Raw genomic sequence first — 23,057 nt, forward strand, 5'->3', positions numbered from 1 at the left:
GAAACCGCAACCACCGCGCGACTACCCGCGCTCAGCGATACCCCGCCGCCTGCAACTCGAACAACTCCGCATAACGCCCGCCTTGCGCCAGCAATTGCTCGTGCGTGCCGCTGGCTTCCAGCCGGCCTTCGGCCAACACCAGAATCCGGTCGGCCATGCGCACGCTGGAGAAGCGGTGCGAGATCAGCACCGCGGTCTTGTCGTCGGACAGTTCCTTGAAGCGCTGGAACACCTCGAACTCGGCGCGCGCGTCGAGCGCAGCGGTGGGTTCGTCGAGAATCATCACCTGCGCGTCGCGCATGTAGGCGCGGGCGATCGCGATCTTCTGCCATTGCCCGCCGGACAAGTCGACGCCGTTCTTGAAGCGCCGGCCGATCGGTTGGTCGTAACCCTTGGGCAAGCGTTCGATCACTTCGTCGGCCATCGACCGGCGCGCGGCTTCGCGGATGCGGTCGGTGTCGGTCATCGCCTCGATCTGGCCGACGCCGATGTTCTCGCCGGCGGTGAGGTGGTAGCGGACGAAGTCCTGGAAGATCACGCCGACGCTGGCGCGCAACTGGTCCAGGTCGTACTCGCGCAGGTCGCGGCCGTCGAGCAGGATCCGCCCTTCGTCCGGGTCGTACAGCCGCGCCAGCAATTTGACCAGGGTGGTCTTGCCCGCGCCGTTCTCGCCGACCAAGGCCAGCACCTCGCCGGCGCGCAATTCGAAATCCAGCCCGCGCAGCGCCCAGCGCTCGGCGTCGGGATAACGAAAGCCGACGTTCTCGAACACGAACCCGCGCCGGATCGGTTGCGGCACCGCCACCGGCTGCGCGGGCGAGGCGATTTCCGGGACGACTTCGAAGAACGAGAACAGATCGTCCAGATACAGCGCCTGGCTGGCGACTTGCGAGAACCCGACCAAAAGCCCTTCCAGCAATTGCCGCAGCCGGCGGAAGCTGCCGGCCAGGAAGGTCAGATCGCCGATGCTGAAATCCCCGCGCACCGTGCGCCAGGCGATGTAGCCATACGCGATGTAATAGCCCAACGTGCCCAGGCCGGCCAACACCGTGCCCCAGAACGCGCGGCGGCGTGCGAGGGCGCGGTTGGCCTTGAAGAAGCTGTCGGCGAGCTCGCGGTATTTGTCGATCAGGAAGCGGTGCAGATTGAAAATCTTCACTTCCTTGGCGGTTTCAACGCTCGCGCCCATCTGCCGCACGTATTCGAGCTGGCGCCGCTCCTGGGTCCAGGCGAAGTTGAGCGAGTAGCCCAGGGCGTTGAAATGCGCCTCGCCGACGAAGGCCGGAATCAGCGCCACCGCCAGCAGCAGGATCAGCCACGGCGCATATACCAATAGGCCGACCGCGAAGCTCACCACGGTGATGGTGTCCTGCACTTGCCCGAACAACTGGCTCATCAGACTCATGCGCCCCATGGTCTGGCGGCGCGCGCGGTCGAGCTTGTCCTGCAGATCGGGGTCTTCGAAGTCCTCCAGGTCCAAGGTCGCGGCGTGTTCCATCAGGCGCACGCTGGTGGCGTTGGTGAACAACTCCGACAGCAGCGAATCGCCGTAGTTGATCACCCGGCCGAGCAGGTCCGAGCCGATCGCCAGGCCGAACTCCAGCGCCAGCAACGCCAGCAGCGTGTTCAACTGCCCGCTGCTCCAGGCTTGCGCCATCGAATCGAAACCGTGGCCGGTGCCGACCAGCCGCACCGCCTCATCGATGATGAGCTTGCCGACGTAGAGCGTGGCCACCGGCAACAGCGCGCGGATCAGGCGCAGGCCCAGGGTGATCAGGGTCAGCGCGGGGCTGGTCTGCCAGATCTGCTTGAGGAAGGGCCGCAGATTGCGCAAGGCCTTGAAGCGTTCGCGCAGGCTCGGTTTGCTGGCGGTGTCTTTACCGGGGCGGCGGGCGCCGTTGTCGCTGGGATTGGCCATGGGACGATTGTGCCCCCGATCCGTCGCAGGTTGCGATCGGACCCGATGTCCTCTTGAATCCTGCGCGCATCGGTGCTCAAGTCTGGCCACCACTACGGACGGGGACCGCAGGATGGGCAAGCTCGGATCGGCGCCGTCATCGGCGCGCGCGCTGGTTCTGGTCGGCGGAGCGCTGGCCAGTTTCGCCGCCGATGCTTCGGATTTCGGCAGGTTGGCGGTTTATCTGTTCGGCGCTTACGGCATCGCCTTCATCCTGATCTACGCCTTCACCTGGAAGGTGGTGGCCGCGGGCATCGACTACATCGGCGGCAAGCTGTTCGTGCATGCGGCCGTGCTTGGATTCTTTTTCGCGCCGACCTTCGGTGAGTATTTTCCGGTGCCGGCGGGGTTGATGCTGGTCACCGGCGAAGACCGGCAGGTAGCGCTGACCAGCATCGTGGCCTGCGTGCTGTTCGGCTGGATCGCGGCCTGGGTGCTGTACGAGAGGGCGCATCCGGCTCAGAGCGTGAGTTCGCCAGAGGCCGGGGAGCCTTCCGATCGGCAGTGAAAGCGCCGCATCGGGCGCCGGTGGGTCAGCGGAGGCCGCGGGACCTGTTGGGCAAGCCGAGAGCGTACGGATGGATCGCGTGCAACCGTTGGCGGCGCGCGCATCGCGTGCGATGCTGCCGCCGACAATCAGGCAGGGATGCGCCATGAGCCGTTTCGTACAACGTCCGATAACGATCCTTGCTATGTGTTCGCTGGCCGCGATCAGCCTCCCGGCTTGGGCCTCCGGCCCCGCTGTCGGTATGTTCGGGATGCTGCTGGCGATCTACCTGGTGGTGTTCGCGCTGGCGTACTCGCTGGTCTGGGCGGTCAGCTTCGTGCTGAGCCCGCCCTGGCGTTGGCTGGTGCGCGCGGTCGCGATCGCGCTGTTCTTCGCGCCTGGATTCGCCGATGGCTGGGTCATGCCGGCGGTAGCGCTGTTGGGGTGGTCGGAACAGGAGAGTCTGCAGTCGCATGCGGCGATCAGCCTGGTGCTGACCACCGCGTTGCTGTGGAAGGGGCTTTACTGGTTCTTCTCGCGGCCGCAGTGGCGCGACTAGGCCCGACCCGCCGCCGATTCGCCGAACACCGGCCGGAAGAAGCTGCGCTCGTAGCTGACGATGAAGCGTTTCTGCGTCGCGTAGGCGAACGCCGCGATGCATTCGGGATCTTCGGCCGAACGCGCGCGATACTCCTCGTACGCCGCCATGCTCGGAAAGGTGAACATCGCCAGCGCGATGTTGTTGTGGCCTTCCGACGGCAGGAAATAGCCGTGGTGGGTGCCGCCGAATTTCTCCACCAGCCCGATCCACAAGCGGCCGTAGTGTTCGAATTCGGCCAGTTGGTAAGGGTCGATGACGTAACGTAGATAGCAGGTCAGCATGAGGCGTTCTCGATACGGCCCAGTACCGTCGGGCGGTGGTGGATGTGGCGGCGGACCGCTTGAGCGACCATACCGCACTGCAGCTTGGAACCGCGCGGCGCTGCGGCTAAGTTGGCTGCGCTCCATGAGGAGCGCTCGGCCGCGACGGCCGATCTGTCATCGAAAAGGAGAGTTCGAATGAAGCGTGGGATTTTGAAGGGCTGGCGCGCCACCGCGGCGCTGGGCGCATTCGCTTTCGCGTTCGCCTACAGCGCGAGCGCGCGCGATAGCAACCTGATCGTTTGCGCCGGTGGCGTGTACTGCTATGCCGAAGTGCTCCAGCCCTGCCTGGAAGGCGGCGGCGGTGGGTACTGCGAAACGGCGTGGCGGATGTGCGTGCTGGATGCCTGCCCGCAGTAAGCCGCTGATTGCCGGTCCGCTTCCCCGTTCGCGGGGAAGCGGTTGCCGCGCCGCGCTCAGATCGTCGCGCCGAGCATGAAGATCGGCAGATACAGCGCCCAGCTCATGAATGCGATGCCGCCCGCCGCCAAGGCCACCCCGACCACGCAAGCCAGCAGGTCGCGCCAGCGCCGCGGCGACACGGCCCAGATCGCCAACACCAGCAAGGGCAGAGCGCACAGCGCCCAGGGATAGTCGACCAGCAGCCGGGTCGCCGGCGGCAGGTCGGTGCCGAAGCTGACGAATACCTGCTTGAACTGCGGCACTACCCAGATCGGGGCGATCGCGCAAAGGCTGGACAGCAGCAGGCCCATGCCCAGCAGCACGGGGCGGAACGGCACGGCGGCCGCGGCGGAGGGGGGCGTGGGCGTTTGCATGGGCCGATGGTAATCCAGCCCGCGCCGGCCGCCGCAAGGGCCTAAGCGGGGCCGGGCGGGTAGAATAGGCCCCCCACACCGCCAGCCCTACGCCCGCCGTGACCGCAACCCCGTCTTCGGCCGCCACCCGCGGCCCCGTCGTCATCCGTCAGGACGACCTGATCCAGTCCATCGCCGATGGCCTGCAATACATCAGCTACTACCACCCGGTCGACTACATCAAGAACCTCGCCGCCGCTTACGAGCGCGAAGAGAGCGCCGCGGCCAAGGACGCGATCGCCCAGATCCTGATCAACTCGCGCATGTGCGCCGAAGGCCACCGGCCGATCTGCCAGGACACCGGCATCGTCACCGTGTTTCTGGAAATCGGCATGGACGTGCGCTGGGACGGCGCGACCATGGGCGTGGAGGACATGGTCAACGAAGGCGTGCGCCGCGCCTACAACCATCCCGACAACAAGCTGCGCGCCAGCGTGCTGGCCGATCCGGCCGGCAAGCGCAGCAACACCAAGGACAACACGCCGGCGGTGGTGAACGTGAAAATCGTTCCGGGCAACACCGTGGACGTGATTGTCGCGGCCAAGGGCGGCGGTTCGGAAGCCAAGTCGAAATTCGCCATGCTCAACCCGTCCGACTCGATCGTCGACTGGGTGCTCAAGACCGTGCCGACCATGGGCGCGGGCTGGTGCCCGCCGGGCATGCTCGGCATCGGCATCGGCGGCACCGCCGAGAAGGCGATGCTGCTGGCGAAAGAATCGCTGATGGAGCCGATCGACATCGTCGACCTGCAGGCGCGCGGCGCCAGCAATCGCGCCGAAGAGCTGCGGCTGGAGCTGTACGAAAAGGTCAACGCGCTCGGTATCGGCGCGCAGGGCCTGGGCGGCCTGACCACGGTGCTCGACATCAAGGTCAAGGACTACCCGACCCACGCCGCCAACCTGCCGGTGGCGATGATCCCCAACTGCGCCGCCACCCGCCATGCGCACTTCACCCTCGACGGCAGCGGCCCGGTGATGCTCGACCCGCCGTCGCTGGAAGACTGGCCCAAGCTGACCTACGACGCGTCCAAGGGCCGTCGCGTCGATCTGGACAAGGTCACTGCCGAAGAAGTGGCGAGCTGGAAGCCCGGCGAAGTGCTGCTGCTCAACGGCAAGCTGCTGACCGGCCGCGACGCCGCGCACAAGCGCATGGTCGAGATGCTCAACAAGGGCGAACAGCTGCCGGTCGATTTCAAGGGTCGCTTCATCTATTACGTCGGCCCGGTCGATCCGGTCCGCGACGAAGTGGTCGGCCCGGCCGGCCCGACCACGGCCACGCGCATGGACAAGTTCACCGAGCAAGTGCTGGCGCAAACCGGCTTGCTCGGCATGGTCGGCAAGGCCGAGCGCGGTCCGGCCGGCATCGATGCGATCAAGAAGCACCGTTCGGTGTATCTGATGGCCGTCGGCGGCGCCGCCTACCTGGTGTCGAAGGCGATCAAGGCCTCGCGCGTGGTCGGGTTCGCAGACTTGGGCATGGAAGCCATCTACGAATTCACCGTGCAGGACATGCCGGTGACGGTCGCGGTCGACAGCGCCGGCGAGTCGGTGCACAAGACCGGCCCGAAGGAGTGGCAGGCGCGGATCGGCAAGATTCCGGTGGTGGTCGAGTAGGCCTGAGCCGCGTCACCCAAGCGATACCTCAGACGCCCGGCACCCGCCGGGCGTCTTCATTTCAGCCCGAAGCCCCTGTAGGAGCTGCGCAAGCTGCGACCGCGAATCGGCAACCGCGTCGGAATTGCCGTCGTAGCTGTGTATTCGCGGTCGCAGCTTGCGCAGCTCCTACAGTCAGCCCATGCGCGATGCGCGGCCGTGTCGCTACAGCTTCTTGACCAACTGCGCCAACATCTTCTTGGTCGCCGGCCGGGTCAAATACTCCTTCGCCAGCGTTTCCAACGCCAACACATTGGTCTCGCTGGTGTCGTCCAGATCGTCCAGCCCCACCAGCAGCTCGGCCTGCATCCGGTAATACCCATCGCCGACCAACTGCCGGGCGATGTAATCCACCGAATCGGTATTGCCGTCGAACAACACGTCGATGATCGGCACCGCCCATTCCAGCGCGCCCCACGAGCGCGCCGATTGCAGATCGATGCTGCGCGTGCGCTCGCCGGAGCCGACCGACACCACCACCAGATCGCGGCTGTTGTCGACCTGCGCGTCCTTGCGCAGCGCCTCGGCGATCGCGCACGCGGTCGGGTTGTTGGCGACCACGCCGCCGTCGATCAGCGCGCAGGCCTTGCCTTCCACGGTCATCGGATGCGCCGGAAAGTAGGTCGGCGCGGCGCTGGAGGCGCGGCAGACTTCCCACACCGGCAAGTCGCGGTGTTTGGGATCGAAACTCTTGAAGATCACCGGCGTGCGCGAAATCGTGTCGTAGGCGGTGATCAGCACCGGCGCCTTGAGCTGGCCCAGGGTGGTCTTGCCGAACACCTTGCGCAGCACTTTCTCGATGCCGACGCCGTCGTAGCGCGGCGCCGACATGCCGTCGCTGATCAGCCGATTGGCGCGCGACCACAAACGGCCGGCGAGGTCGGGAAAAATCTGGTGGCGTTGATCGCGATACAAACGCGCCAGCGCGTCCGGCCCGATCCCGCTGGCCAGGCCGCAGGCGACCAGCGCGCCGGTGGAACTGCCGGCGATCAAGTCGAAGTTGTTCAGTAAGCCGTTCTTTCCGGCCTGGGCCTTTCCCGCCTGAACCAGCGCCTGTTCCAGGCCAGCCAGCCAATGGCAACTCACCAGGCCGCGTATGCCTCCGCCGTCGAGCGAGAGGATGCGCCGCATCTTCATCGGATTCTCCGTTTCGGCGGCCAGGGTAGCGTGGCGATGCGGTGGCGCGGCCTGGACCGCGTCGCAGTTTCACTGGAAAAAACACAGCGCAAATGTGCCCCCTTTGAAAAAGGGGGCGAGCGCCCGTCGGCGGTACGAAGTCGATGCGTGGTATCGGCGCGGGGGATTTGCTTTTGCTTGGAGCTAAGAGCAAATCCCCCCTAGCCCCCCTTTTTCAAAGGGGGGAACTCAGCACGGGATTGGAGGCGCGAAAATGAGCGCCCCCTTTGAAAAAGGGGGCGAGCGCCAGTCGATTGCACGAAGCCGATGCGTGCTGTCGGCGCGGGGGATTTGCTTTTGCTTGGAGCTAAGAGCAAATCCCCCCAGCCCCCCCTTTTTCAAAGGGGGGAACTCAGCGGGGGAGGGCTCAGTACCACTCCAACAGCGAAATGCCCAAGCCGATGTAGGTGGCCTTGTGGTTGTAGTCGATCAAACTCTCGCCATAACCATCGAAAATCTGCAAATGCCCGCGCAGCTGGTTGTGGATCGGAAAGCCCCAATCGAACTGCAGCGCACCGTGCGAACGATCGCCGCCTCGCAGCGAGTGCCGCGCCATCAAGGAAAACTCGTGGCCGCCGCGGGTGTGGACGATGGTGATGTCGCCGCGGCCGATGTAATCCTCGATGTCCGGATTGTCGTCGTCGTTGCCGTCGGAAATGCGCCACCACGGCCGCGCCACGATCGCCCAGTTCTCGCGATCCAGTCCGATCTGCCCGATCACCCGATTCCAACTGCGCGAGAACGGGTCGGCGCGGCCGTTGGACTGGTGATTCAGGCCGATCGCGGCCATCCGCCCGTTCCAGCCGCCGATGCGGTAGTTGTTGCGGAACACCAGCATCACTTCGGGTTCGTAATTGGTCTCGCGGAACGGCCGCGAATCCTCGCCGTTGTAGACCTGCCAGCGCGAGGACTGGGTGTAACCCATCCACACATCGCCGTTGTCGCCGAACAGGTTCTCCACCGCCTTGGTCTTGAAGCTGATCTGGAACTTGGCTTCGATGTCCTTCAGCGATTGCGGCTCGGTGACGGTGTTGCGCGGGTTGGGCGAGTGCGGGAGCGTGTTGGGGTCGTCGTTCCAGAACACCGGCAGCAGATACACCGGCTTGTAGGCGCGGAAGTTGAACACGCCCAGCTTGGAATCCTTGGCCAGCTCCCAGCGGCTGTCGAGCAGGCCGCCCTTGCCGGCGTTGGCGATCGCATCGGTCAGCGGGTCGTCGTGAGTGAAAACGCTGCCCGAGAGCGCGCGCCGCGCGCGTTCGCTCGCGCTGGGCGGGGGCTCGCCGGCGATTTCGTCGCCGACTTGCAGATTCTTCTGGATCGCCTTGGCTTCCTTGGCGGCGATATCGGCCTCGCGCACGCCGCCGCCTTGCCGGCCCAGTGCCGCGTCGTAGCAGGCCAGACGGTCGGCGTCGATGGAAATGGCCAGACAGGCTTCCGGCGTGGCCGGCTTGGGCACGGCGGTCTGCGCCTGGCTCAGCGCCGGCAACGCCGCCAGCGCGATCGACAGGACGCAACGGGAGTAGGGTGGGGACGTAGTCATCATGTGTGCGGCGGTTCCAAAGCGAGCTCCGGCGTGGCGACGCGGCGCAGCAGTTTTGCATCCGCTCGCGAAAGAAGCGTGAATCGACGAGGCATCCGGCTGCCTCGGCAAACCCTGAGCGAGCCGCTCAGAAGAACCAGGCCAGTGCGAACAAGCCGATCATCGCGAAGGCCAGGCCCAGCTTGAGCACGGTGCCGACGACGATGCCGACCCAGGTGCCGACGCCGACCTTGGTCGCCTGATCGAGCTGGCGGGTGTGGATCAGCTCGCCGATCAACGCGCCCAGGAACGGGCCGACGAACACCCCGATCAGGCCGAACGCCAACCCGGCGAAGGTGCCGATGACCGAGCCGACGATCGCCAGCTTGCTGGCCCCGACCCGTTTGGCGCCCATGGCCGTGGCGGCGAAATCCACCCCCATCGACAGCGCCGTCAGCAGGCCCAGCACCACCAGCATCACCCAGCCGACTTTCTGGAAATCCGAAACCCAGGAGGCCAGGACCATGCCGGCGAACACCAGCGGCAAGCCGGGCAGCGCGGGCAGCACCGTACCGACGATTCCGACCACCACCAGTACGCCCGCCAATATGTAATAAAACGTATCTAAATCCATACCTGACCCCTGTCCGGACGGGCTGTCCGGGCTGTTTGCATTTTGGCCCATGTCGGGGTACGTTGCGGGCGCTGCGTTTGCCAAGGGTCACCGTGAATCGTGGCCCGATGCGGTAGATCCACCGATCCGCTACATCGTTGCACCTCGCTTCCTCCTTGCAACCAGCACGCGATGCTCGCGTTAACAACACCACGTTCCAAGGAGAGAGTAACGATGTCCAAAGAAACCGGAACCGTTAAGTGGTTCAACGACGCCAAGGGTTTTGGCTTTATCAGCCGTGAAAACGGCGAAGACGTGTTCGTGCATTTCCGCGCGATCCAGAGCCAGGGCTTCAAAAGCCTGAAGGAAGGCCAGAAGGTTTCCTTCACCGTGGTGCAGGGCCAGAAGGGCCTGCAGGCCGACGCCGTCGAGCCGTTGTAATGAAGTAATGCTCGATGCTGCAGCGCCGCAAGGCGCAGCGTTCGAGTCAGAAAAACCCGGCCTCGGCCGGGTTTTTCTTTTGTGTATTTTTGATGCCCGTCACAAATGCGAATGTTTGCCCTTCCACGACGCCAGCTGGCGACACATCGCTGGTGCCCGGCATCGCCCGACTCGCAATTTAGAAACACCTTGGAACGCCCGGTTAGGCACATTTTCTACGTATTTATATCGATTTAAATCGATTATCGCCGGCCGGCCGCGAGTGCCGGTCGCCGATCCCTCCCGCGGCCGATTCTGGATATTCGCGAGCAGATACCCGGCCGGATAAAAAACCGGGGGCCCGATGGACCCCCGGCGGCCGTGTTCACCTCCGTGTGCGGCAAACCCGCGAACCGGTGTTCCGATACCTCGCCCCACACCGATCCGACCGCCCGCGCCACGACCGGGCGCGGAGAGCCTGCATCGATCGCGCGGCGGGCCTCGTCTCCCGCCGGCGCTCGCGCCTCCTGCATCGTCGCGCGCATCCTGCGCCGGGCTCGCAGATATCCAACGCGCGCACGCGCGCGGCGGGGTTGGCACCGGGCAAAAAAACGGCCCGCGATGGCGGGCCGTGGAGCGGCGCGGCCCGCCCGCGCCTGAGCGCGGACGGGCGGCGAACGCGGTTTAGTTCTGGAACGGGGTGTTCTCGGCGAAGTACTCGTGGTTGTCGGCGTTGTCGAGCGCGTTGGTCGGGTTGGTGTTGGCCAGGTTCTTGGCACCGGCCTGCCCGTAGACGTGATCGTCGGTGCCGGCGACGACGGTGAAGTGGCTCATCTCGTGGATCAGCGTGCCGGCCTTGGAGTCGGTGCCGGTCAGCGGCGCGTTCCAGAACGCGTTGCACACGTAGATCTGATAGTGCTGGTTCGGATACACGTAGGCGTAAGCGCTGCTGGTGCAGCCGCAGTTGATGGTGATCTGGCCGCTGTTCTGATCCATCGCGGTGTCGATCGACTGGAAGTGCGAACGCGCGGTGCCGTAGCGGCTGGAGGTGTAGGCGCCGAACCAGGTGGTGTAGCGCGGGCCGACGGTGCCGGCGTTGAGATAACCCTTGGCGTTTTCCGAGTAGGTGCGCGCGGCGTTGACCGCCTGGCCGGCGGTGCTGATGCGCGAGGTGCTGCAGCCGACGTAGTTGACGCCGTTGACCACCGCGGCGGGGCCGACGTTGGGCTTCTTGGCGGCGAGCTGAGCGCCGCCGGCCTTGGCGCCGCCGAGTTGATCCAGACCGTCGACCCACAGGCTCAGCGGCGCGCTTTGCGCGCTCATCGGCAAGCCGTTGGCCTGACGCAGCATGACCCGGTCGGAGGTGGAAGCGTGCTGCAGCGGCGCGCGGAAGGTCACCACGTACTGGCCGGTCCGGGACAGGTCGTAACCGGCGGACAGATCGACCACGCGGCGCAGCGTTTGGCCCGGCTGCAGGATCGCGAAGTCCTCGGCCTGCGGCAGGCCGCGCTTGACCATCGCGCCCTCGTAGGCCACCGGTTCGCCGTTGTAGCTGATCGAGAACAGCTTGGCGTCGAACTGATCCGACGGCAGCTGCCACTTCGGCAAGCGCACGGTCTTGCGGCTGGTGTTGGTGATGCTGATTTCGACCGAGCCGAGGAAATCGTCGGCGCCGCCGGTGACCGCGACCATGCCCACGCGCAGCGGATTGTTCTGCACGCTGGGCGGGGTGGCGACGGCGGCGGCAATGGCGCCGGTCAGAACGGCGCCCACGGAAACCACATGCACGAAGCGAAGTTTCATTCCGATCTCCTGATCTTGCGATGGCGAGGCCCGCGATGCGGACGCGAACGACGCTAACCCAAGGCTTGCGCGAAGAAGACCCCAATAGGTGCGCCAGTTCCGCGGCTAATCGTGATGCGGGTTGAGAACTCGTCGCCGCGTGCGCGCACAACGAAAACGGCCCGCGATGCGGGCCGTTCGGTTTCGTTACATTGTTTCATCGCGCCACGCGAACGCGGCGCGGGTTGCGCCGATGCCGGCGCCGCGTATCAGCGGATGTAAGCGCGGCCGTTGTTGACCCGCACATAGGTGTTCTCGCGGATGCCGCCGAGATCCTTCTGGGTGACCACTTGGGTGCGGCCGTCGTCCATGCGCACATACACGTTGTAGCTGGGCGCGCCGACGCGGTTCTGGATGGCGTTGCCGGCGATGGCGCCGGCGACCGCGCCGCCGACGGTGGCGCTGTTCTTGCGGCCCTTGCTGTCGGTGTGGTCGTCGGCGATCTTGCGCCCGGCGACCGCGCCGACCAAGCCGCCCAACACCGCACCGGTGGCGCTGGGGGCGTTGCTCTGGGTGCTGATCTGCTCGATCCGGGTGACGATGCCGCAGTCGTAGCAGCCGTTGTTCTGATTGGGGTAGCTCGGCTGCGGATAGTTGTTGTTGTAGCCGCCGTTGTTGTAGCCGCCACCACCGCCGTAACCCGGCGAAGTCGCGCAACCGGCCAGCGCCAGGGTGGCTACGGCCGCTACGCCCAGCAATCGGATGTTGTTGATGTTCATTCCAGGCTCCTGCGCTTGTGCATGCGAGGTGGCGGACAGTCGCCACGCGCTTGCCAAGCTATAAGCCGCTACGTGAACGCGTGTTCAATTTATGTGCCGCGAACCGGGCGTGTTCAGCTGAGGGCAGGGTGGGCGCCGCAAAAAGAATCGGCCCCGCGCGGAGGCGGGGCCGATCGAGGTGGATTCGACTTTGTCGATGGATCGCGCGACTCAGCCGCGGAAATCCTGATGGCAGGCCTTGCAGGCTTCCCCGATCTGTTGCGACACCGCGGTCACGCCCGCGCAGCTGACCGGCGGCGCGGCCAGAGCGCCGTCGAGCGCGGCGCGCATCTTGGCCGAATGCTGGGCGAAGCGCGCGTCGTCTTTAAGGTCGGGGAAGGCCGGATCGAGATCGTCGGCCATGGTGCGCAAGGCCTTGATGTGCGGCAGCGTGTCGGTGGCCGCGCAGCGGTTTTCCTTGGCCCTGCTGTCCAGCTGACCCAGATGCCAAGCCTGCACGTGCATGACGCTGTCGGGGAAATGGTCTTTGCGCTGTTCCAGCGCGCGTACCGCCATGACCGTGGCGACGATGCCGCCGACCAGGCCGATCAAAAACAGGAACAAGTATTTCGAACCATTGCCTTTGCGTTTTGCAGGGGCGTTGGTGGGCTGGGTATCGCTCATTGCCTGGCCTCCATCCAAGATCGCGGAACGATAGCATGGGCCGATGTGAGGCCCGGATCACGCGCGGCCCGGGCCGGCGAGCGGGGCGCGGCGTCGCCGATGGCCCGGACTTTTCCATCGCCGGCAGCCGAAGGGACGGCCGGGACCACTACAATGGCGGGATGAATTCCGCATCCTCCGACACCGTCTGGCAAGAACGTTTCGCCGGCATCGACCGCTTGTACGGACACGGTTCCGTCGCCCGTTTCCGCCAGTGCCGTATCGCCGTGGTCGGCATGGGCGGCGTCGGTTCGTGGGCGGTCGAGGCCTTGGCCCGCACCGGCATCGGCCATCTGACCCTGATCGACGCCGACGATCTGTGCGTGTCCAACACCAACCGGCAACTGCCGGCGCTGGAGGGCCAGTACGGCCGGGCCAAGGTCGAAGCGATGGCCGAGCGCTGCCGCGCGATCAATCCGGCGATCCAGGTCGATGCGGTGCAGAGCTTTCTGACCCCGTCGAATCTGGACGAACTGCTCGACCGCGGTTTCGATCTGGTGCTCGACGCCTGCGACAGCTTCCGCAGCAAGGTCGAGCTGATCGCCTGGTGCCGACGGCGCAAGCTGCCGGTGATCGCGGTCGGTTCGGCCGGCGGGCGCACCGATCCGACCCTGGTGCGGGTGCGCGATCTGTCGCGCACCGAGCACGACGCGATGCTGGCGCTGATCCGCAAGAAGCTGCGCGGCGAGTTCAATTTCCCCAAGAATCCGGATCGCTACTTCGGCGTGTCGGCGATCTATTCGCTGGAAAACGTCAAATACCCGCAGCCCGACGGCACCGTGTGCGGCTTGCGCCCGAAAGTGGCCGGCGACGCGGCATTAAAGCTCGATTGCGGGGCAGGGCTCGGCGCGGCCACCCACATCACCGGCGTGTTCGCGTTCGCGGCGGTGGCGCGGGCGTTGGAGATTCTGCTCAAGCCCAAGGCGCAGGCGGCTTAAGGCTGCAGGGCTGGGCGCAAGCCTTCAACGATTACTGCAATCCGAACAAACGCCGCGCATTGTCCGAGGTGGCCGCGGCGAGTTCGTCTTCCGGCATGCCGCGCAGTTGCGCGATGGTCTGGCACACCGTCGCCAATCGCGCCGGTTCGTTGCGTTGCCCGCGGATCTGCGCGTCGGGCTGATCGGGCGCGTCGGTTTCCAGCAGCAGGAATTCCAGCGGCATCGCCGCGACGATCCGGCGCAGGCGCTGGGCGCGCTCGTAGGTCACCGGGCCGCCCAGGCCGATCAGAAAGCCGAGTTTCCATAACTGCTCGGCCTGTTCCTGACTGCCCGAATAGCTGTGCACCACGCCGCGCAAGCCGCCGACGCGACGGATCGCGGCGATCACCGCATCGACCGCGTGGCGCGCGTGCACGATCACCGGCAGGTCGAATTCGCGCGCCAGTTCGAGTTGGCCGTCGAAGTAGAACGATTGCCGTTCGCGATCCAGCCCTTCGACGAAGTAGTCCAGCCCGCATTCGCCGACCGCGCAAACCCGCTCGCGCGCGAGCCAGTCGCGCAGTTCGTGCAGATGCTCGGGCCGGTGCGCATCCAGGAACATCGGATGCAGGCCGTAAGCCGGATACAGCCCTTGCGCCGCGCACACTTCGCGCAGCTTGGGCCAGCCGGCGGCGTCGATCGCCGGAACCACTTGCGCGGCCACGCCGGCGGCGCGCGCGCGTTCGATCACCTGCGCGCGGTCGGGATCGAATTCGGGCGCGTCGAGGTGGCAGTGGCTGTCGATCAGCGCGGGCATGCGCTCAGCGGGCGGGCGGCTGAATGCTGGGCGGCGGCGGGGCGTTCTTGCGGTTCTTCCAGTTCGCCAGCAGCAAGGTGCCCAGGCCGAGCAGGATCTCGTCGGCCAGCGGCACGAAATCGGGGATCAGCAGGTCGACCACGAACAAGGTCGCGGTCACCACGAACAGACGCGGATAGCTCAGGCGTCCGAGAAAACCCATCAGGGGAGCGAGCAGCGGATTGGCCATGGCGGTTTGGGTTGTGACGCAGTTGGCGAACACGCTAGCACGAGGCCGCGTGACGGTTCAGACAGGGGACAGATTAGCGAAATTCAATAGGCACCGGTTCAGCATTCCGGTGGTGGAATGGCCCCGTCCACGAACGGTTTGGACGCGCCTCGGGGAGAGGCTTCGGAAACCGCACACGCATTACGGGTTTCCACGAAGCGATCCGCGGGCAACGGCCAAGCTCAACACCACCGCGGTTCCCCCGCTGCAGGAGGCTCCAAATGAACAAGAACATGATTGCCGTCGCGATCGCGTCGCTGCTGGTCGGCGGTGTGGCGGTAGCGGCCTTCCAGAGCTTCCGCGGCCCGTCCGCCGCCGGCCCCGCCGCGACCCTGAGCCCGGCCCCGCTCGAGCCGCAGGCCGCCCTCAACGGCGCCAGCCCGGCCGGCGACCTGGCCTCCAGCGGCGCGATCAACACCGCCCCGCAGGTCGATTACGCCGACGTGGTCAACGTCAAGCCGATCAACCAGAAAGAAAAGCTCTACGCCACCGTGATCGGCACCGATCCGGTCCGAGAAACCAGCACCGTCTCCACCCCGCGCGAAGTCTGCAACGACGTGGTCGTGCAAGAGCGCCTGCCCGAGCGCGACGGCAACGTCGGCGGCACCGTGGCCGGCGCGGTCATCGGCGGCCTGCTCGGCAACCAGATCGGCGGCGGCAACGGCAAGAAGGCCGCCACCGCGGCCGGCGCCGTGGCCGGCGGCTTCATCGGCAACCGGGTCGACCGCAATCACGTCGGCGGCCGGGTGGTCAATCGCACCGAGCGCCAGTGCCACACCGTCTCCGACAGCTCGCAGTCCTCGCGCGTGGTCGCCTACAACGTGACCTTCCGCAACCCGGACGGCACCACCGGCACCATGCGCACCGAGAGCAAGCCGGGCAGCCGCATCGCCCTGGGCAGCGAGAACAAGACCGTCGGTTACGACGTGACCTACCGCTATCAGGGTCAGGAACAGACCATCCGCATGGATGAGCGTCCGACCCAGCGCCTGCCGGTGATCAACGGCCAGGTGGTCACCCAGACCGCGTCCGCGGCGGCGCCGGTCCGCGGCTGATCCTTCGCCACACCAGCGACATCCCAAACGGGGCCGGACATCCGGCCCCGTTTTTTTTTGCGTGCGGGGTGGTCGAAAAGCGGCGAATTTGCGCGCGCATGAAGCGTTCGTGCCGATAACGCTTACAACAGCGTTTTCTCGCGCTTTCGGCCTTACTCCGACGCGGTGCGGTCGATACAATGGCGGTCTTTCTGCCTAAACAGGACTCCTGAGCGCGCCATGGCCCTGCATCCCTACGATCTCTACGACGTCCGTTCCCTGCTCAGCGAAGAGGAGCGCGCCGTCCAGGACACCGTGGCCCGCTTCACCGACGAACGCGTGATTCCGATCATCGGCGATGCCTTCGATCAGGGCCGTTTCCCCAAGGAACTGGTGGCGGAGATCGCCGAGCTGGGTCTGCTGGGCTCCTCGTTGCCGGAAAAATACGGCTGCGCCGGCCTGAACGCGGTCAGCTACGGCTTGATCTGCCAGGAACTGGAGCGCGGCGACAGCGGCATCCGCAGCTTCGTCAGCGTGCAGTCCTCGCTGTGCATGTACCCGATCTACGCTTACGGCACCGAAGAACAGCGCATGCGCTGGCTGCCGGGCATGGCCCGCGGCGAGATCATCGGCTGCTTCGGCCTGACCGAACCGCACGGCGGCTCGGATCCGGCCAACATGAAGACCAACGCCAAGAAAGACGGCGCCGACTGGATCCTCAACGGCTCCAAGATGTGGATCACCAACGGCAACCTGGCCGACATCGCCATCGTCTGGGCGCAGACCGAGGACGGCATCCAGGGCTTCGTGGTCGAGAAGGGCATGCCCGGTTTCGCCGCCCAGGAAATCAAGCACAAGATGAGCTTGCGCGCGTCGGTGACCTCGTCGCTGTTCTTCGACAACGTGCGCGTGCCCGAGGCCAACCGCCTGCCCAACGTGAAGGGCCTCAAGGGCCCGCTGGGCTGCCTGACCCAGGCCCGTTACGGCATCACCTGGGGCCCGATCGGCGCGGCCATCGCCTGCCTGGACGAAGTGCTGGGCTACACCAAGGAACGCATCCTGTTCGACCGTCCGGTCGCGGCGACCCAGTCGGCGCAGATCAAGATGGCCGAGATGGCGCGCCGGATCACCCTGGCGCAGTTGCTGGTGGTGCAGTTGGGCCGTCTGAAGGACGCCGGCAACATGCAGCCGACCCAGGTGTCGCTGGCGAAGTGGAACAACTGCCGCATGGCCATCGACATCGCGCGCGAATGCCGCGACTTGTTGGGCGGCGCGGGCATCACCACCGAGCATGCGGCGATCCGCCATGCGCTGAATCTGGAATCGGTGATCACGTACGAAGGCACCGAGACGGTTCACCAGTTGGTGGTCGGTCGCGAGCTGACCGGGATCAACGCTTTCTAAGTGTTGCTGCCGCAGGCAGCGCGAAATTCCTTCTCCCGCTCGCGGGAGAAGGTGGCCCGGAGGGCCGGATGAGGGCGCGCGAAATCGCGCAACTGGCAGTACCGCACGCCCTCACCCCAACCCCTCTCAGCCTTGCACACCCTTCGGGCGCCGCAAGCGGGAGAGGGGCTCCAAAAGCGAAGCAGGGCATCGATGCGCAGCAGGAGTACGCGACCGTGATGACGATTCCCGATATCCAGCTGGAAACGCCGCGCCTGATCCTGCGTCCGCCGCGCATGGAAGATTTCGACGCCTGGGCCGAATTCATGAACGCCGGCGACTACCTGCGCTATATCGGCGGCCCGCAGCCGCGGCCGTTGGCCTGGCGCGGCCTGATGTCGGTGATCGGCTCCTGGGCCGCGCTCGGTTACGGCTTCTTCTCGATCATCGAAAAAGACAGCGGCCGCTGGATCGGCCGGCTCGGCCCCTGGCAGCCGGACGGTTGGCCGGGCACCGAAGTGGGCTGGGGCGTGATCGAAAGCGTCGGCGGCAAGGGCTACGCCAGCGAAGGCGCCGCCGCGGCGATGGATTGGGCGGTCGAGCACCTGGGCTGGACCGAGATCATCCACACCATCGATGCCGGCAACCTGCCGTCCAAGCGCGTGGCCGCCAAACTCGGCTCGCGCTACCTGCGCCAAGGCCGGCTGCCGGTGCCGTTCGACGAAAAAGAAGTCGAGGTCTGGGGCCAGTCCGCCGAAGAGTGGCGCGCGCGGCGCAAGGCCGGAGCGGCGGCGTGATCACCGTCCACGGTTTCTCGCCCTCGGGCAATTGCCACAAGCTGCGCTTGCTGCTGGAGCAACTGGGCGAGCGTTACCAGTGGGTCGAGGTCGACAGCAGCCAGGGCCAGACCCGCACGCCGCAGTTCCTCGCGCTCAATCCCAACGGCAAGGTGCCGGTGGTGGAGTTCGGCGACGGCCGTACCCTCAGCGAATCCAACGCGATCCTGTACTACCTTGCCGACGGCAGCGAGTTCCTGCCGTCCGATCTGTGGCAACGCGCGCAGGCGCTGAGCTGGATGAACTTCGAGCAATACAGCCACGAACCGTACATCGCCGTAGCCCGTTTCATCGCCGGCTGGACCGCGGAGGATTCGCCGCGCCGGGCCGAGCTGCCGATGCTGCGCGAGCGCGGCCATTGCGCGTTGGCGGTGATGGAGCGGCATCTGCAAACTCACGCATGGTTCACCGGCGATGTTTACGGCATCGCCGATATCGCCTTGTTCGCCTACACCGACGTCGCCCCGCACGGCGGCATCGCCCTGGACGCGTATCCGGCGCTGCGCGCCTGGCTGGCGCGGGTGCGCGCGACGCCGGGTTTCCTCGCCTTGCCCGAACCCGACGCGCAGGCCGCGCGACGGATCGCACAGACCGATTGATTCGCCCTTACGATTCCTTCCAACCGTTGAGCCGGCCCGCATGCGGGCGGCGGAGTGTCCGATGTCAGCGCAACCGCAGTCCCCGATCTTCAGCAGCGTGCCGAACTTCAATCCGGTGGCCCAGCCGATTCCGGCGCGGATGAAGGGCCTCAACCGGGCCGAGATCTGCGACGTCAATTTCGTCGAGTTCGTCAAAGCCTGGAACGGCCGCGCCGACGCGCGCCCGGCCGCCGACGAAGCCATCCTGGAGGGCAGCGCGCTGGACGCGCGCGGTTTCCGCGAGTTGTTCGAATCGCAGTTGATCAGCCGCCATCTGGACTTGATGGCGCGGGTGCTGCGGGTGCAGAACAAGGTCTTCTACACCATCGGTTCCAGCGGCCACGAAGGCAATGCGATGGTCGCGCGGCTGGCCCGCCACACCGATCCGGCGTTCCTGCATTACCGCAGCGGCGGCTTCATGGCCGAACGCTTCCGCAAGTTGCCGGGCATGGATCCGGTGATGGATTCGGCGCTGTCCTTCGCCGCCAGCAAGGACGACCCGGCCTCGGGCGGGCGCCACAAGGTATGGGGCAGCAAGCCGTTGTGGGTGCTGCCGCAGACCTCGACCATCGCCTCGCACCTGCCCAAGGCGCTGGGCACCGCGGTGGCGATCGAAACCGGCCGCCGCCTCGGCCACGCGCTGCCGATTCCCGACGACAGCATCGCCATCTGCTCCTTCGGCGACGCCTCGGCCAATCACGCCACCGCCCAGACCGCGTTCAACGCCGCGGCCTGGACCGCGTACCAGAAGCTGCCGGCACCGGTGTTGTTCGTGTGCGAAGACAACGGCATCGGCATTTCGGTCAAGACCCCGGGCGGCTGGATCGGCAACCGCTTCCGCAACATGGACGGCCTGGATTATTTCGCCGCCGACGGCCTGGACCTGGCCAACGGTTACGGCGACGTGCAGCGCGCGGTCGAACATTGCCGCCGCAGCCGCCGGCCGACCTTCCTGCACCTGCGCACCACCCGGATCATGGGCCACGCCGGTACCGACTTCGAAATCGAATGGCGTTCGGTCGAGGAACTGTGCGCGGTCGAGGCCAGCGACCCGTTGCTGCGTTCGGCGGCGATCGCGCTGGAATCGGGTTTGATGTCGAAAGACGACGTGCTGGATCTGTACGAAGCCACGCGCAAGCGCTGCTTCGCCGCGGCCGAGGAGGCCGATCGCCGGCCCAAGCTCGACGATTTGAACGAAGTGATCGCGCCGTTGGCGCCGTACACGCCGGCGGCGGTGGCGCAGGAAGCGTCGCGCGCCGATTTCGCCGAGCGCCGCCTGGAAGTGTTCGGCGGCGAGGCCAAGCTGCCGGAAAACCAGCCGCCGCGGCATCTGGCGATCCAGATCAACAACGCCCTGCACGACATCTTCGCCAAGTACCCGGAAACGCTGCTGTTCGGCGAGGACGTAGCGCAGAAGGGCGGCGTCTACACCGTCACCAAGGGCTTGCAGAAGGCGTTCGGCCCGCGCCGGGTGTTCAACACCTTGCTCGACGAAACCATGATTCTGGGCATGGCCCAGGGCTTCGCCAACGTCGGCCTGCTGCCGATTCCGGAAATCCAGTACCTGGCCTATTTCCACAACGCCTGCGACCAAATCCGCGGCGAAGCGGCCTCGCTGCAGTTCTTCAGCAACAACCAATACCGCAACCCGATGGTGGTGCGCATCGCCGGCCTGGGTTATCAGCGCGGTTTCGGCGGCCATTTCCACAACGACAACTCGATCACCGCGCTGCGCGACATCCCCGGCCTGGTGGTCGGCTGCCCCTCGCGCGGCGACGACGCGGCGACGATGCTGCGCACGCTGACCGCGCTGGCCAAGGTCGACGGCCGCGTGGCCGTGTTCCTGGAGCCGATTGCGTTGTACATGACCAAGGACTTGTACGAGGCCGGCGACGGCCAGTGGCTGACCTCGTATCCTGCGCCAACCGAAGCGATGACCCTGGGCGAAGGCCGTACTTATGGCGAAGGCAAGGATCTGGTGATTTTCAGTTACGGCAACGGCGTGCCGATGAGCCTGCGCGCGGCCAAACAGATCGAACAGGCCCGCGGCTGGAAAACCCGGGTCGTCGACCTGCGCTGGCTGGTGCCGCTCAACGACGCCTACATCGCCGAACAGGCGCGCGGCGCCAAGCGCATCATCGTGGTCGACGAAGGCCGGCGCAGCGCCGGCGTCGGCGAGGGCGTGATCACCGCGCTGGCCGAAGCCGGCCTGGGCGCAGTGCCGATGCAGCGGGTGGTCGGCGTGGATACCTACACGCCGCTGGCCGGCGCGGCGTTCCTGGTGATTCCCGGCGAGGACGACATCGTCCGCGCCGCCGACGCGCTGGCGCAGGGCTGATCGCCGATGTGCGGGCTGGCCGGGCTGCTGCGTCCGCGCAAGGATCTCGATCTCGAGCACCTGCAGGCGCTGGCCGCGTCGATGGGCGATGCGCTGCGCCATCGCGGCCCGGACGACGACGGCGTCTGGGCCGATCCGCAGGCCGGTATCGCGCTCGCGCACCGGCGCCTGAGCATCCTGGACCTGTCGCCGCTGGGCCATCAGCCGATGGCCTCGGCCGACGGCCGTTATGTGGTCGCCTATAACGGCGAGATCTACAACTTCGCCGAACTGCGCGAGCAATTGCTCGCGCTCGGCCGCAGTTTCCGCGGCCACTCCGACACCGAGGTGTTGCTGGCCGCGGTGGTGGAGTGGGGCGTGGACGCGGCCATCGCCCGCTGCAACGGCATGTTCGCGATGGCGCTGTGGGACCGGCAGCGCGGCGAGTTGTGGCTGGCGCGCGATCGGGTCGGCAAGAAGCCGCTGTACTACGGCTGGGCCGGCGAGACCCTGGTGTTCGGTTCCGAACTCAAGGCCTTGTGGCGGCATCCGGATTTCGACAACGGCGTCGACCGCGATGCGTTGGCGCTGTTGCTGCGCTACGACTACGTGCCGTCGCCGTACTGCATCCACACCGACACTTTCAAACTGATGCCGGGCGCCTTGCTGCGCTTCGATTCCTGCGCGGTCGCGGCCGGCCCGGGCATGCACAACCCCGAGCGCGATCAGCGCCGCTACTGGCAGGCCAGCGAGCGCATGGCCGAGGCGATCGCGCAACCGTTCGACGGCGACCTGGATTCGGCCGAGGACCGGCTCGATGAGCTGCTGCGCGAAGCGGTCGGCCTGCGCATGGTCGCCGACGTGCCGGTCGGGGTGTTCCTGTCCGGCGGCACCGATTCTTCGGTGGTGACCTCGCTGATGCAGGCGCTCAGCAGCAAGCCGGTGCAGAGCTTCACCATCGGCTTCGAAGGCTCGCACCACGACGAAGCGCCGCTGGCGCTGGAAGTGGCGCGGCACCTGGGCACCGCCCACACCGAGCTGTACGTCAGCGGCACCGACGCGTTGGCGGTGGTGCCGCGGTTGCCGGCGATGTTCGACGAACCCTTTGCCGACGCCTCGCAGGTGCCGACCGCGCTGGTGTGCACGCTGGCGCGCAGCCTGGTCACGGTGGCGCTGTCGGGCGACGGCGGCGATGAATTGTTCTTCGGCTACAAGCGTTACGAGCGCGCGCTGCGCAATCTGCGTTTGTTGCAGCGGGTGCCGCAGTCGCTGCGCGACTGGCTGGCCAGATCGGCGCGCGGCCACGGCGAAGCCTCGCGCGCCGGCGGTTTCGCCGCGTTCGCGGCCGAGATGGGCGCGCGCGGGATCGGCGATGTGTACCGCAACCGGATCGTGCGCTGGCGCTTCCCCGAAGCGGCGGTGCCGGGTTCGAAACTGCGGCCGACGCTATACGACCTGGCCGAGCCGCTGCACGGGCAGGGCACCCCGGCCGACGCGATGATGCTGGCCGACTACAGCGTGTACTTGCCCGACGATCTGCTGTGCAAGGTCGACCGGGCGAGCATGGCGGTGGGCTTGGAAGCGCGCGCGCCGTTGCTGGACACCGGCGTGGCCGAATTCGCCTGGTCGCTGCCGCTGGCGTACAAGCGCGGCGAGGACGGCAGCAAGCACTTGCTCAAGCGCGTGCTCAAGCGCTATCTGCCCGATGCCATGGTCGACCGCGGCAAACGCGGTTTCGGCGCGCCGGTGTCGCAGTGGTTGCGCGGCGATCTGCGCGACTGGGCCGAGGCCTTGCTCGACCCGCAGCGCTTGCGCGCGGAAGGCTACTTCGACGCCGATCTGGTCGGCGGCCTGTGGCGCGCGTTCGTCGATGGCGAAAAGCGCTGGCACACGCATTTGTGGAACGTGCTGATGTTCCAGGCCTGGCATCAGTATTGGCGCGAACAGCGCAATCTGGCCGGCGAGGCGATGGCGCGCAACTCGCACGGCGAAGGCGGGTTATAGGGCTCGCCCCCTGTAGGAGC

At 66.4% G+C, this 23,057-nt stretch carries 23 protein-coding genes; 12 read left to right on the plus strand and 11 right to left on the minus strand.

Features of this window, described 5'->3' with window-relative positions; translation table 11 throughout:
- Positions 1-31 precede the first annotated feature (31 nt).
- Positions 32-1,918 carry an ABC transporter ATP-binding protein gene (locus V7787_RS34520; protein ID WP_336091871.1) on the minus strand — a complete coding sequence of 629 codons (1,887 nt, stop codon included), beginning with the start codon at positions 1,916-1,918 and terminating at the stop codon, positions 32-34.
- A 112-nt stretch (positions 1,919-2,030) separates the two neighbouring features.
- Here V7787_RS34520 and V7787_RS34525 point away from each other — a divergent pair, with 112 nt between their 5' ends.
- Both V7787_RS34525 and V7787_RS34530 read left to right on the plus strand, forming a co-directional pair.
- The gene (locus tag V7787_RS34525; protein WP_336091873.1) at positions 2,031-2,465 is read left to right on the plus strand and encodes a hypothetical protein; all 435 of its coding nucleotides are present in this window, start codon (positions 2,031-2,033) and stop codon (positions 2,463-2,465) included.
- Positions 2,466-2,610: 145 nt separating this feature from the next.
- On the plus strand, positions 2,611-3,003 hold the full coding sequence (locus V7787_RS34530) for a hypothetical protein (protein ID WP_336091875.1): 393 nt from the start codon (positions 2,611-2,613) through the stop codon (positions 3,001-3,003).
- On the opposite strand, the gene V7787_RS34535 is transcribed toward V7787_RS34530, so the two are convergent.
- Positions 3,000-3,326, minus strand: a complete 327-nt coding sequence (locus V7787_RS34535) for an NIPSNAP family protein (protein WP_336091876.1) — start codon at positions 3,324-3,326, stop codon at positions 3,000-3,002. The genes V7787_RS34530 and V7787_RS34535 overlap by 4 nt on opposite strands.
- Before the next feature lie 177 nt (positions 3,327-3,503).
- Between V7787_RS34535 and V7787_RS34540 the strand changes: the two genes are divergently transcribed.
- Positions 3,504-3,725: a hypothetical protein gene (locus tag V7787_RS34540; RefSeq protein WP_336091878.1), complete on the plus strand. Its 222-nt coding sequence runs from the start codon at positions 3,504-3,506 to the stop codon at positions 3,723-3,725.
- Between the two features lie 56 nt (positions 3,726-3,781).
- Here V7787_RS34540 and V7787_RS34545 read toward each other — a convergent pair whose 3' ends face one another.
- Positions 3,782-4,141 (minus strand): hypothetical protein, encoded by a 360-nt coding sequence (locus V7787_RS34545; protein ID WP_336091880.1) that lies wholly within the window; start codon positions 4,139-4,141, stop codon positions 3,782-3,784.
- 98 nt (positions 4,142-4,239) lie between these two features.
- Between V7787_RS34545 and V7787_RS34550 the strand changes: the two genes are divergently transcribed.
- Positions 4,240-5,793: a fumarate hydratase gene (locus tag V7787_RS34550; protein WP_336091881.1), complete on the plus strand. Its 1,554-nt coding sequence runs from the start codon at positions 4,240-4,242 to the stop codon at positions 5,791-5,793.
- 204 nt (positions 5,794-5,997) lie between these two features.
- On the opposite strand, the gene V7787_RS34555 is transcribed toward V7787_RS34550, so the two are convergent.
- The 3 genes from V7787_RS34555 to V7787_RS34565 all read right to left on the minus strand — a co-directional run bounded on the left by V7787_RS34555 (position 5,998) and on the right by V7787_RS34565 (position 9,161).
- Positions 5,998-6,969 carry a patatin-like phospholipase family protein gene (locus V7787_RS34555; protein ID WP_336091883.1) on the minus strand — a complete coding sequence of 324 codons (972 nt, stop codon included), beginning with the start codon at positions 6,967-6,969 and terminating at the stop codon, positions 5,998-6,000.
- Between the two features lie 406 nt (positions 6,970-7,375).
- A complete protein-coding gene (locus V7787_RS34560) occupies positions 7,376-8,551 on the minus strand; it encodes a phospholipase A (RefSeq protein WP_336091884.1) in 1,176 nt (391 codons plus the stop codon).
- Between the two features lie 124 nt (positions 8,552-8,675).
- Entirely contained in the window at positions 8,676-9,161 is a 486-nt protein-coding gene (locus tag V7787_RS34565; protein ID WP_336091886.1) for a DUF456 domain-containing protein, read from the minus strand.
- A gap of 213 nt (positions 9,162-9,374) precedes the next feature.
- Here V7787_RS34565 and V7787_RS34570 point away from each other — a divergent pair, with 213 nt between their 5' ends.
- Positions 9,375-9,581, plus strand: coding sequence for a cold-shock protein (locus V7787_RS34570; protein ID WP_036109558.1), 207 nt, complete (start codon positions 9,375-9,377; stop codon positions 9,579-9,581).
- A 663-nt stretch (positions 9,582-10,244) separates the two neighbouring features.
- Here the strand turns inward: V7787_RS34570 and V7787_RS34575 are convergent.
- From V7787_RS34575 to V7787_RS34585, 3 genes are all read right to left on the minus strand, one after another.
- On the minus strand, positions 10,245-11,363 hold the full coding sequence (locus tag V7787_RS34575; protein WP_336091888.1) for a M35 family metallo-endopeptidase: 1,119 nt from the start codon (positions 11,361-11,363) through the stop codon (positions 10,245-10,247).
- Between the two features lie 248 nt (positions 11,364-11,611).
- Entirely contained in the window at positions 11,612-12,121 is a 510-nt protein-coding gene (locus tag V7787_RS34580) for a glycine zipper 2TM domain-containing protein (RefSeq protein ID WP_336091889.1), read from the minus strand.
- Between the two features lie 210 nt (positions 12,122-12,331).
- Positions 12,332-12,784, minus strand: coding sequence for a hypothetical protein (locus V7787_RS34585; RefSeq protein WP_336091891.1), 453 nt, complete (start codon positions 12,782-12,784; stop codon positions 12,332-12,334).
- 161 nt (positions 12,785-12,945) lie between these two features.
- Here V7787_RS34585 and V7787_RS34590 point away from each other — a divergent pair, with 161 nt between their 5' ends.
- On the plus strand, positions 12,946-13,761 hold the full coding sequence (locus V7787_RS34590) for a tRNA threonylcarbamoyladenosine dehydratase (RefSeq protein WP_336091893.1): 816 nt from the start codon (positions 12,946-12,948) through the stop codon (positions 13,759-13,761).
- Between the two features lie 31 nt (positions 13,762-13,792).
- On the opposite strand, the gene V7787_RS34595 is transcribed toward V7787_RS34590, so the two are convergent.
- Positions 13,793-14,557, minus strand: coding sequence for a TatD family hydrolase (locus tag V7787_RS34595; protein ID WP_336091895.1), 765 nt, complete (start codon positions 14,555-14,557; stop codon positions 13,793-13,795).
- A 4-nt stretch (positions 14,558-14,561) separates the two neighbouring features.
- Positions 14,562-14,786 (minus strand): DUF6116 family protein, encoded by a 225-nt coding sequence (locus V7787_RS34600; protein WP_336091896.1) that lies wholly within the window; start codon positions 14,784-14,786, stop codon positions 14,562-14,564.
- A 260-nt stretch (positions 14,787-15,046) separates the two neighbouring features.
- Between V7787_RS34600 and V7787_RS34605 the strand changes: the two genes are divergently transcribed.
- From V7787_RS34605 to asnB, 6 genes are all read left to right on the plus strand, one after another.
- A complete protein-coding gene (locus tag V7787_RS34605; protein WP_336091897.1) occupies positions 15,047-15,880 on the plus strand; it encodes a glycine zipper 2TM domain-containing protein in 834 nt (277 codons plus the stop codon).
- A gap of 219 nt (positions 15,881-16,099) precedes the next feature.
- The gene (locus V7787_RS34610; protein WP_336091898.1) at positions 16,100-17,263 is read left to right on the plus strand and encodes an acyl-CoA dehydrogenase family protein; all 1,164 of its coding nucleotides are present in this window, start codon (positions 16,100-16,102) and stop codon (positions 17,261-17,263) included.
- A 218-nt stretch (positions 17,264-17,481) separates the two neighbouring features.
- Positions 17,482-18,039 carry a GNAT family N-acetyltransferase gene (locus V7787_RS34615; protein WP_336091899.1) on the plus strand — a complete coding sequence of 186 codons (558 nt, stop codon included), beginning with the start codon at positions 17,482-17,484 and terminating at the stop codon, positions 18,037-18,039.
- Entirely contained in the window at positions 18,036-18,677 is a 642-nt protein-coding gene (locus tag V7787_RS34620; RefSeq protein ID WP_336091901.1) for a glutathione S-transferase family protein, read from the plus strand. Before V7787_RS34615 ends, V7787_RS34620 begins: the two co-directional genes overlap by 4 nt.
- Before the next feature lie 61 nt (positions 18,678-18,738).
- On the plus strand, positions 18,739-21,054 hold the full coding sequence (locus V7787_RS34625; RefSeq protein WP_336091903.1) for a thiamine pyrophosphate-dependent enzyme: 2,316 nt from the start codon (positions 18,739-18,741) through the stop codon (positions 21,052-21,054).
- Positions 21,055-21,060: 6 nt separating this feature from the next.
- Positions 21,061-23,037: an asparagine synthase (glutamine-hydrolyzing) gene (gene asnB, locus V7787_RS34630; protein WP_336091905.1), complete on the plus strand. Its 1,977-nt coding sequence runs from the start codon at positions 21,061-21,063 to the stop codon at positions 23,035-23,037.
- Positions 23,038-23,057: the final 20 nt, after the last annotated feature.

It is taken from the genome of Pseudomonas sp. CGJS7 (assembly GCF_036961695.1).

What these genes read in the sequence shown, in the direction of transcription:
- V7787_RS34525 (WP_336091873.1), top strand. Translation starts at nt 2,031, where the DNA reads ATGGGCAAGCTCGGATCGGCGCCGTCATCGGCGCGCGCGCTGGTTCTG.
- V7787_RS34615 (WP_336091899.1), top strand. Translation starts at nt 17,482, where the DNA reads ATGACGATTCCCGATATCCAGCTGGAAACGCCGCGCCTGATCCTGCGT.
- V7787_RS34590 (WP_336091893.1), top strand. Translation starts at nt 12,946, where the DNA reads ATGAATTCCGCATCCTCCGACACCGTCTGGCAAGAACGTTTCGCCGGC.
- V7787_RS34610 (WP_336091898.1), top strand. Translation starts at nt 16,100, where the DNA reads ATGGCCCTGCATCCCTACGATCTCTACGACGTCCGTTCCCTGCTCAGC.
- asnB (WP_336091905.1), top strand. Translation starts at nt 21,061, where the DNA reads ATGTGCGGGCTGGCCGGGCTGCTGCGTCCGCGCAAGGATCTCGATCTC.
- V7787_RS34535 (WP_336091876.1), bottom strand. Translation starts at nt 3,326, where the DNA reads ATGCTGACCTGCTATCTACGTTACGTCATCGACCCTTACCAACTGGCC.
- V7787_RS34540 (WP_336091878.1), top strand. Translation starts at nt 3,504, where the DNA reads ATGAAGCGTGGGATTTTGAAGGGCTGGCGCGCCACCGCGGCGCTGGGC.
- V7787_RS34565 (WP_336091886.1), bottom strand. Translation starts at nt 9,161, where the DNA reads ATGGATTTAGATACGTTTTATTACATATTGGCGGGCGTACTGGTGGTG.
- V7787_RS34595 (WP_336091895.1), bottom strand. Translation starts at nt 14,557, where the DNA reads ATGCCCGCGCTGATCGACAGCCACTGCCACCTCGACGCGCCCGAATTC.
- V7787_RS34545 (WP_336091880.1), bottom strand. Translation starts at nt 4,141, where the DNA reads ATGCAAACGCCCACGCCCCCCTCCGCCGCGGCCGCCGTGCCGTTCCGC.
- V7787_RS34625 (WP_336091903.1), top strand. Translation starts at nt 18,739, where the DNA reads ATGTCAGCGCAACCGCAGTCCCCGATCTTCAGCAGCGTGCCGAACTTC.
- V7787_RS34530 (WP_336091875.1), top strand. Translation starts at nt 2,611, where the DNA reads ATGAGCCGTTTCGTACAACGTCCGATAACGATCCTTGCTATGTGTTCG.
- V7787_RS34570 (WP_036109558.1), top strand. Translation starts at nt 9,375, where the DNA reads ATGTCCAAAGAAACCGGAACCGTTAAGTGGTTCAACGACGCCAAGGGT.
- V7787_RS34560 (WP_336091884.1), bottom strand. Translation starts at nt 8,551, where the DNA reads ATGATGACTACGTCCCCACCCTACTCCCGTTGCGTCCTGTCGATCGCG.
- V7787_RS34575 (WP_336091888.1), bottom strand. Translation starts at nt 11,363, where the DNA reads ATGAAACTTCGCTTCGTGCATGTGGTTTCCGTGGGCGCCGTTCTGACC.
- V7787_RS34605 (WP_336091897.1), top strand. Translation starts at nt 15,047, where the DNA reads ATGAACAAGAACATGATTGCCGTCGCGATCGCGTCGCTGCTGGTCGGC.
- V7787_RS34600 (WP_336091896.1), bottom strand. Translation starts at nt 14,786, where the DNA reads ATGGCCAATCCGCTGCTCGCTCCCCTGATGGGTTTTCTCGGACGCCTG.
- V7787_RS34555 (WP_336091883.1), bottom strand. Translation starts at nt 6,969, where the DNA reads ATGAAGATGCGGCGCATCCTCTCGCTCGACGGCGGAGGCATACGCGGC.
- V7787_RS34585 (WP_336091891.1), bottom strand. Translation starts at nt 12,784, where the DNA reads ATGAGCGATACCCAGCCCACCAACGCCCCTGCAAAACGCAAAGGCAAT.
- V7787_RS34520 (WP_336091871.1), bottom strand. Translation starts at nt 1,918, where the DNA reads ATGGCCAATCCCAGCGACAACGGCGCCCGCCGCCCCGGTAAAGACACC.
- V7787_RS34580 (WP_336091889.1), bottom strand. Translation starts at nt 12,121, where the DNA reads ATGAACATCAACAACATCCGATTGCTGGGCGTAGCGGCCGTAGCCACC.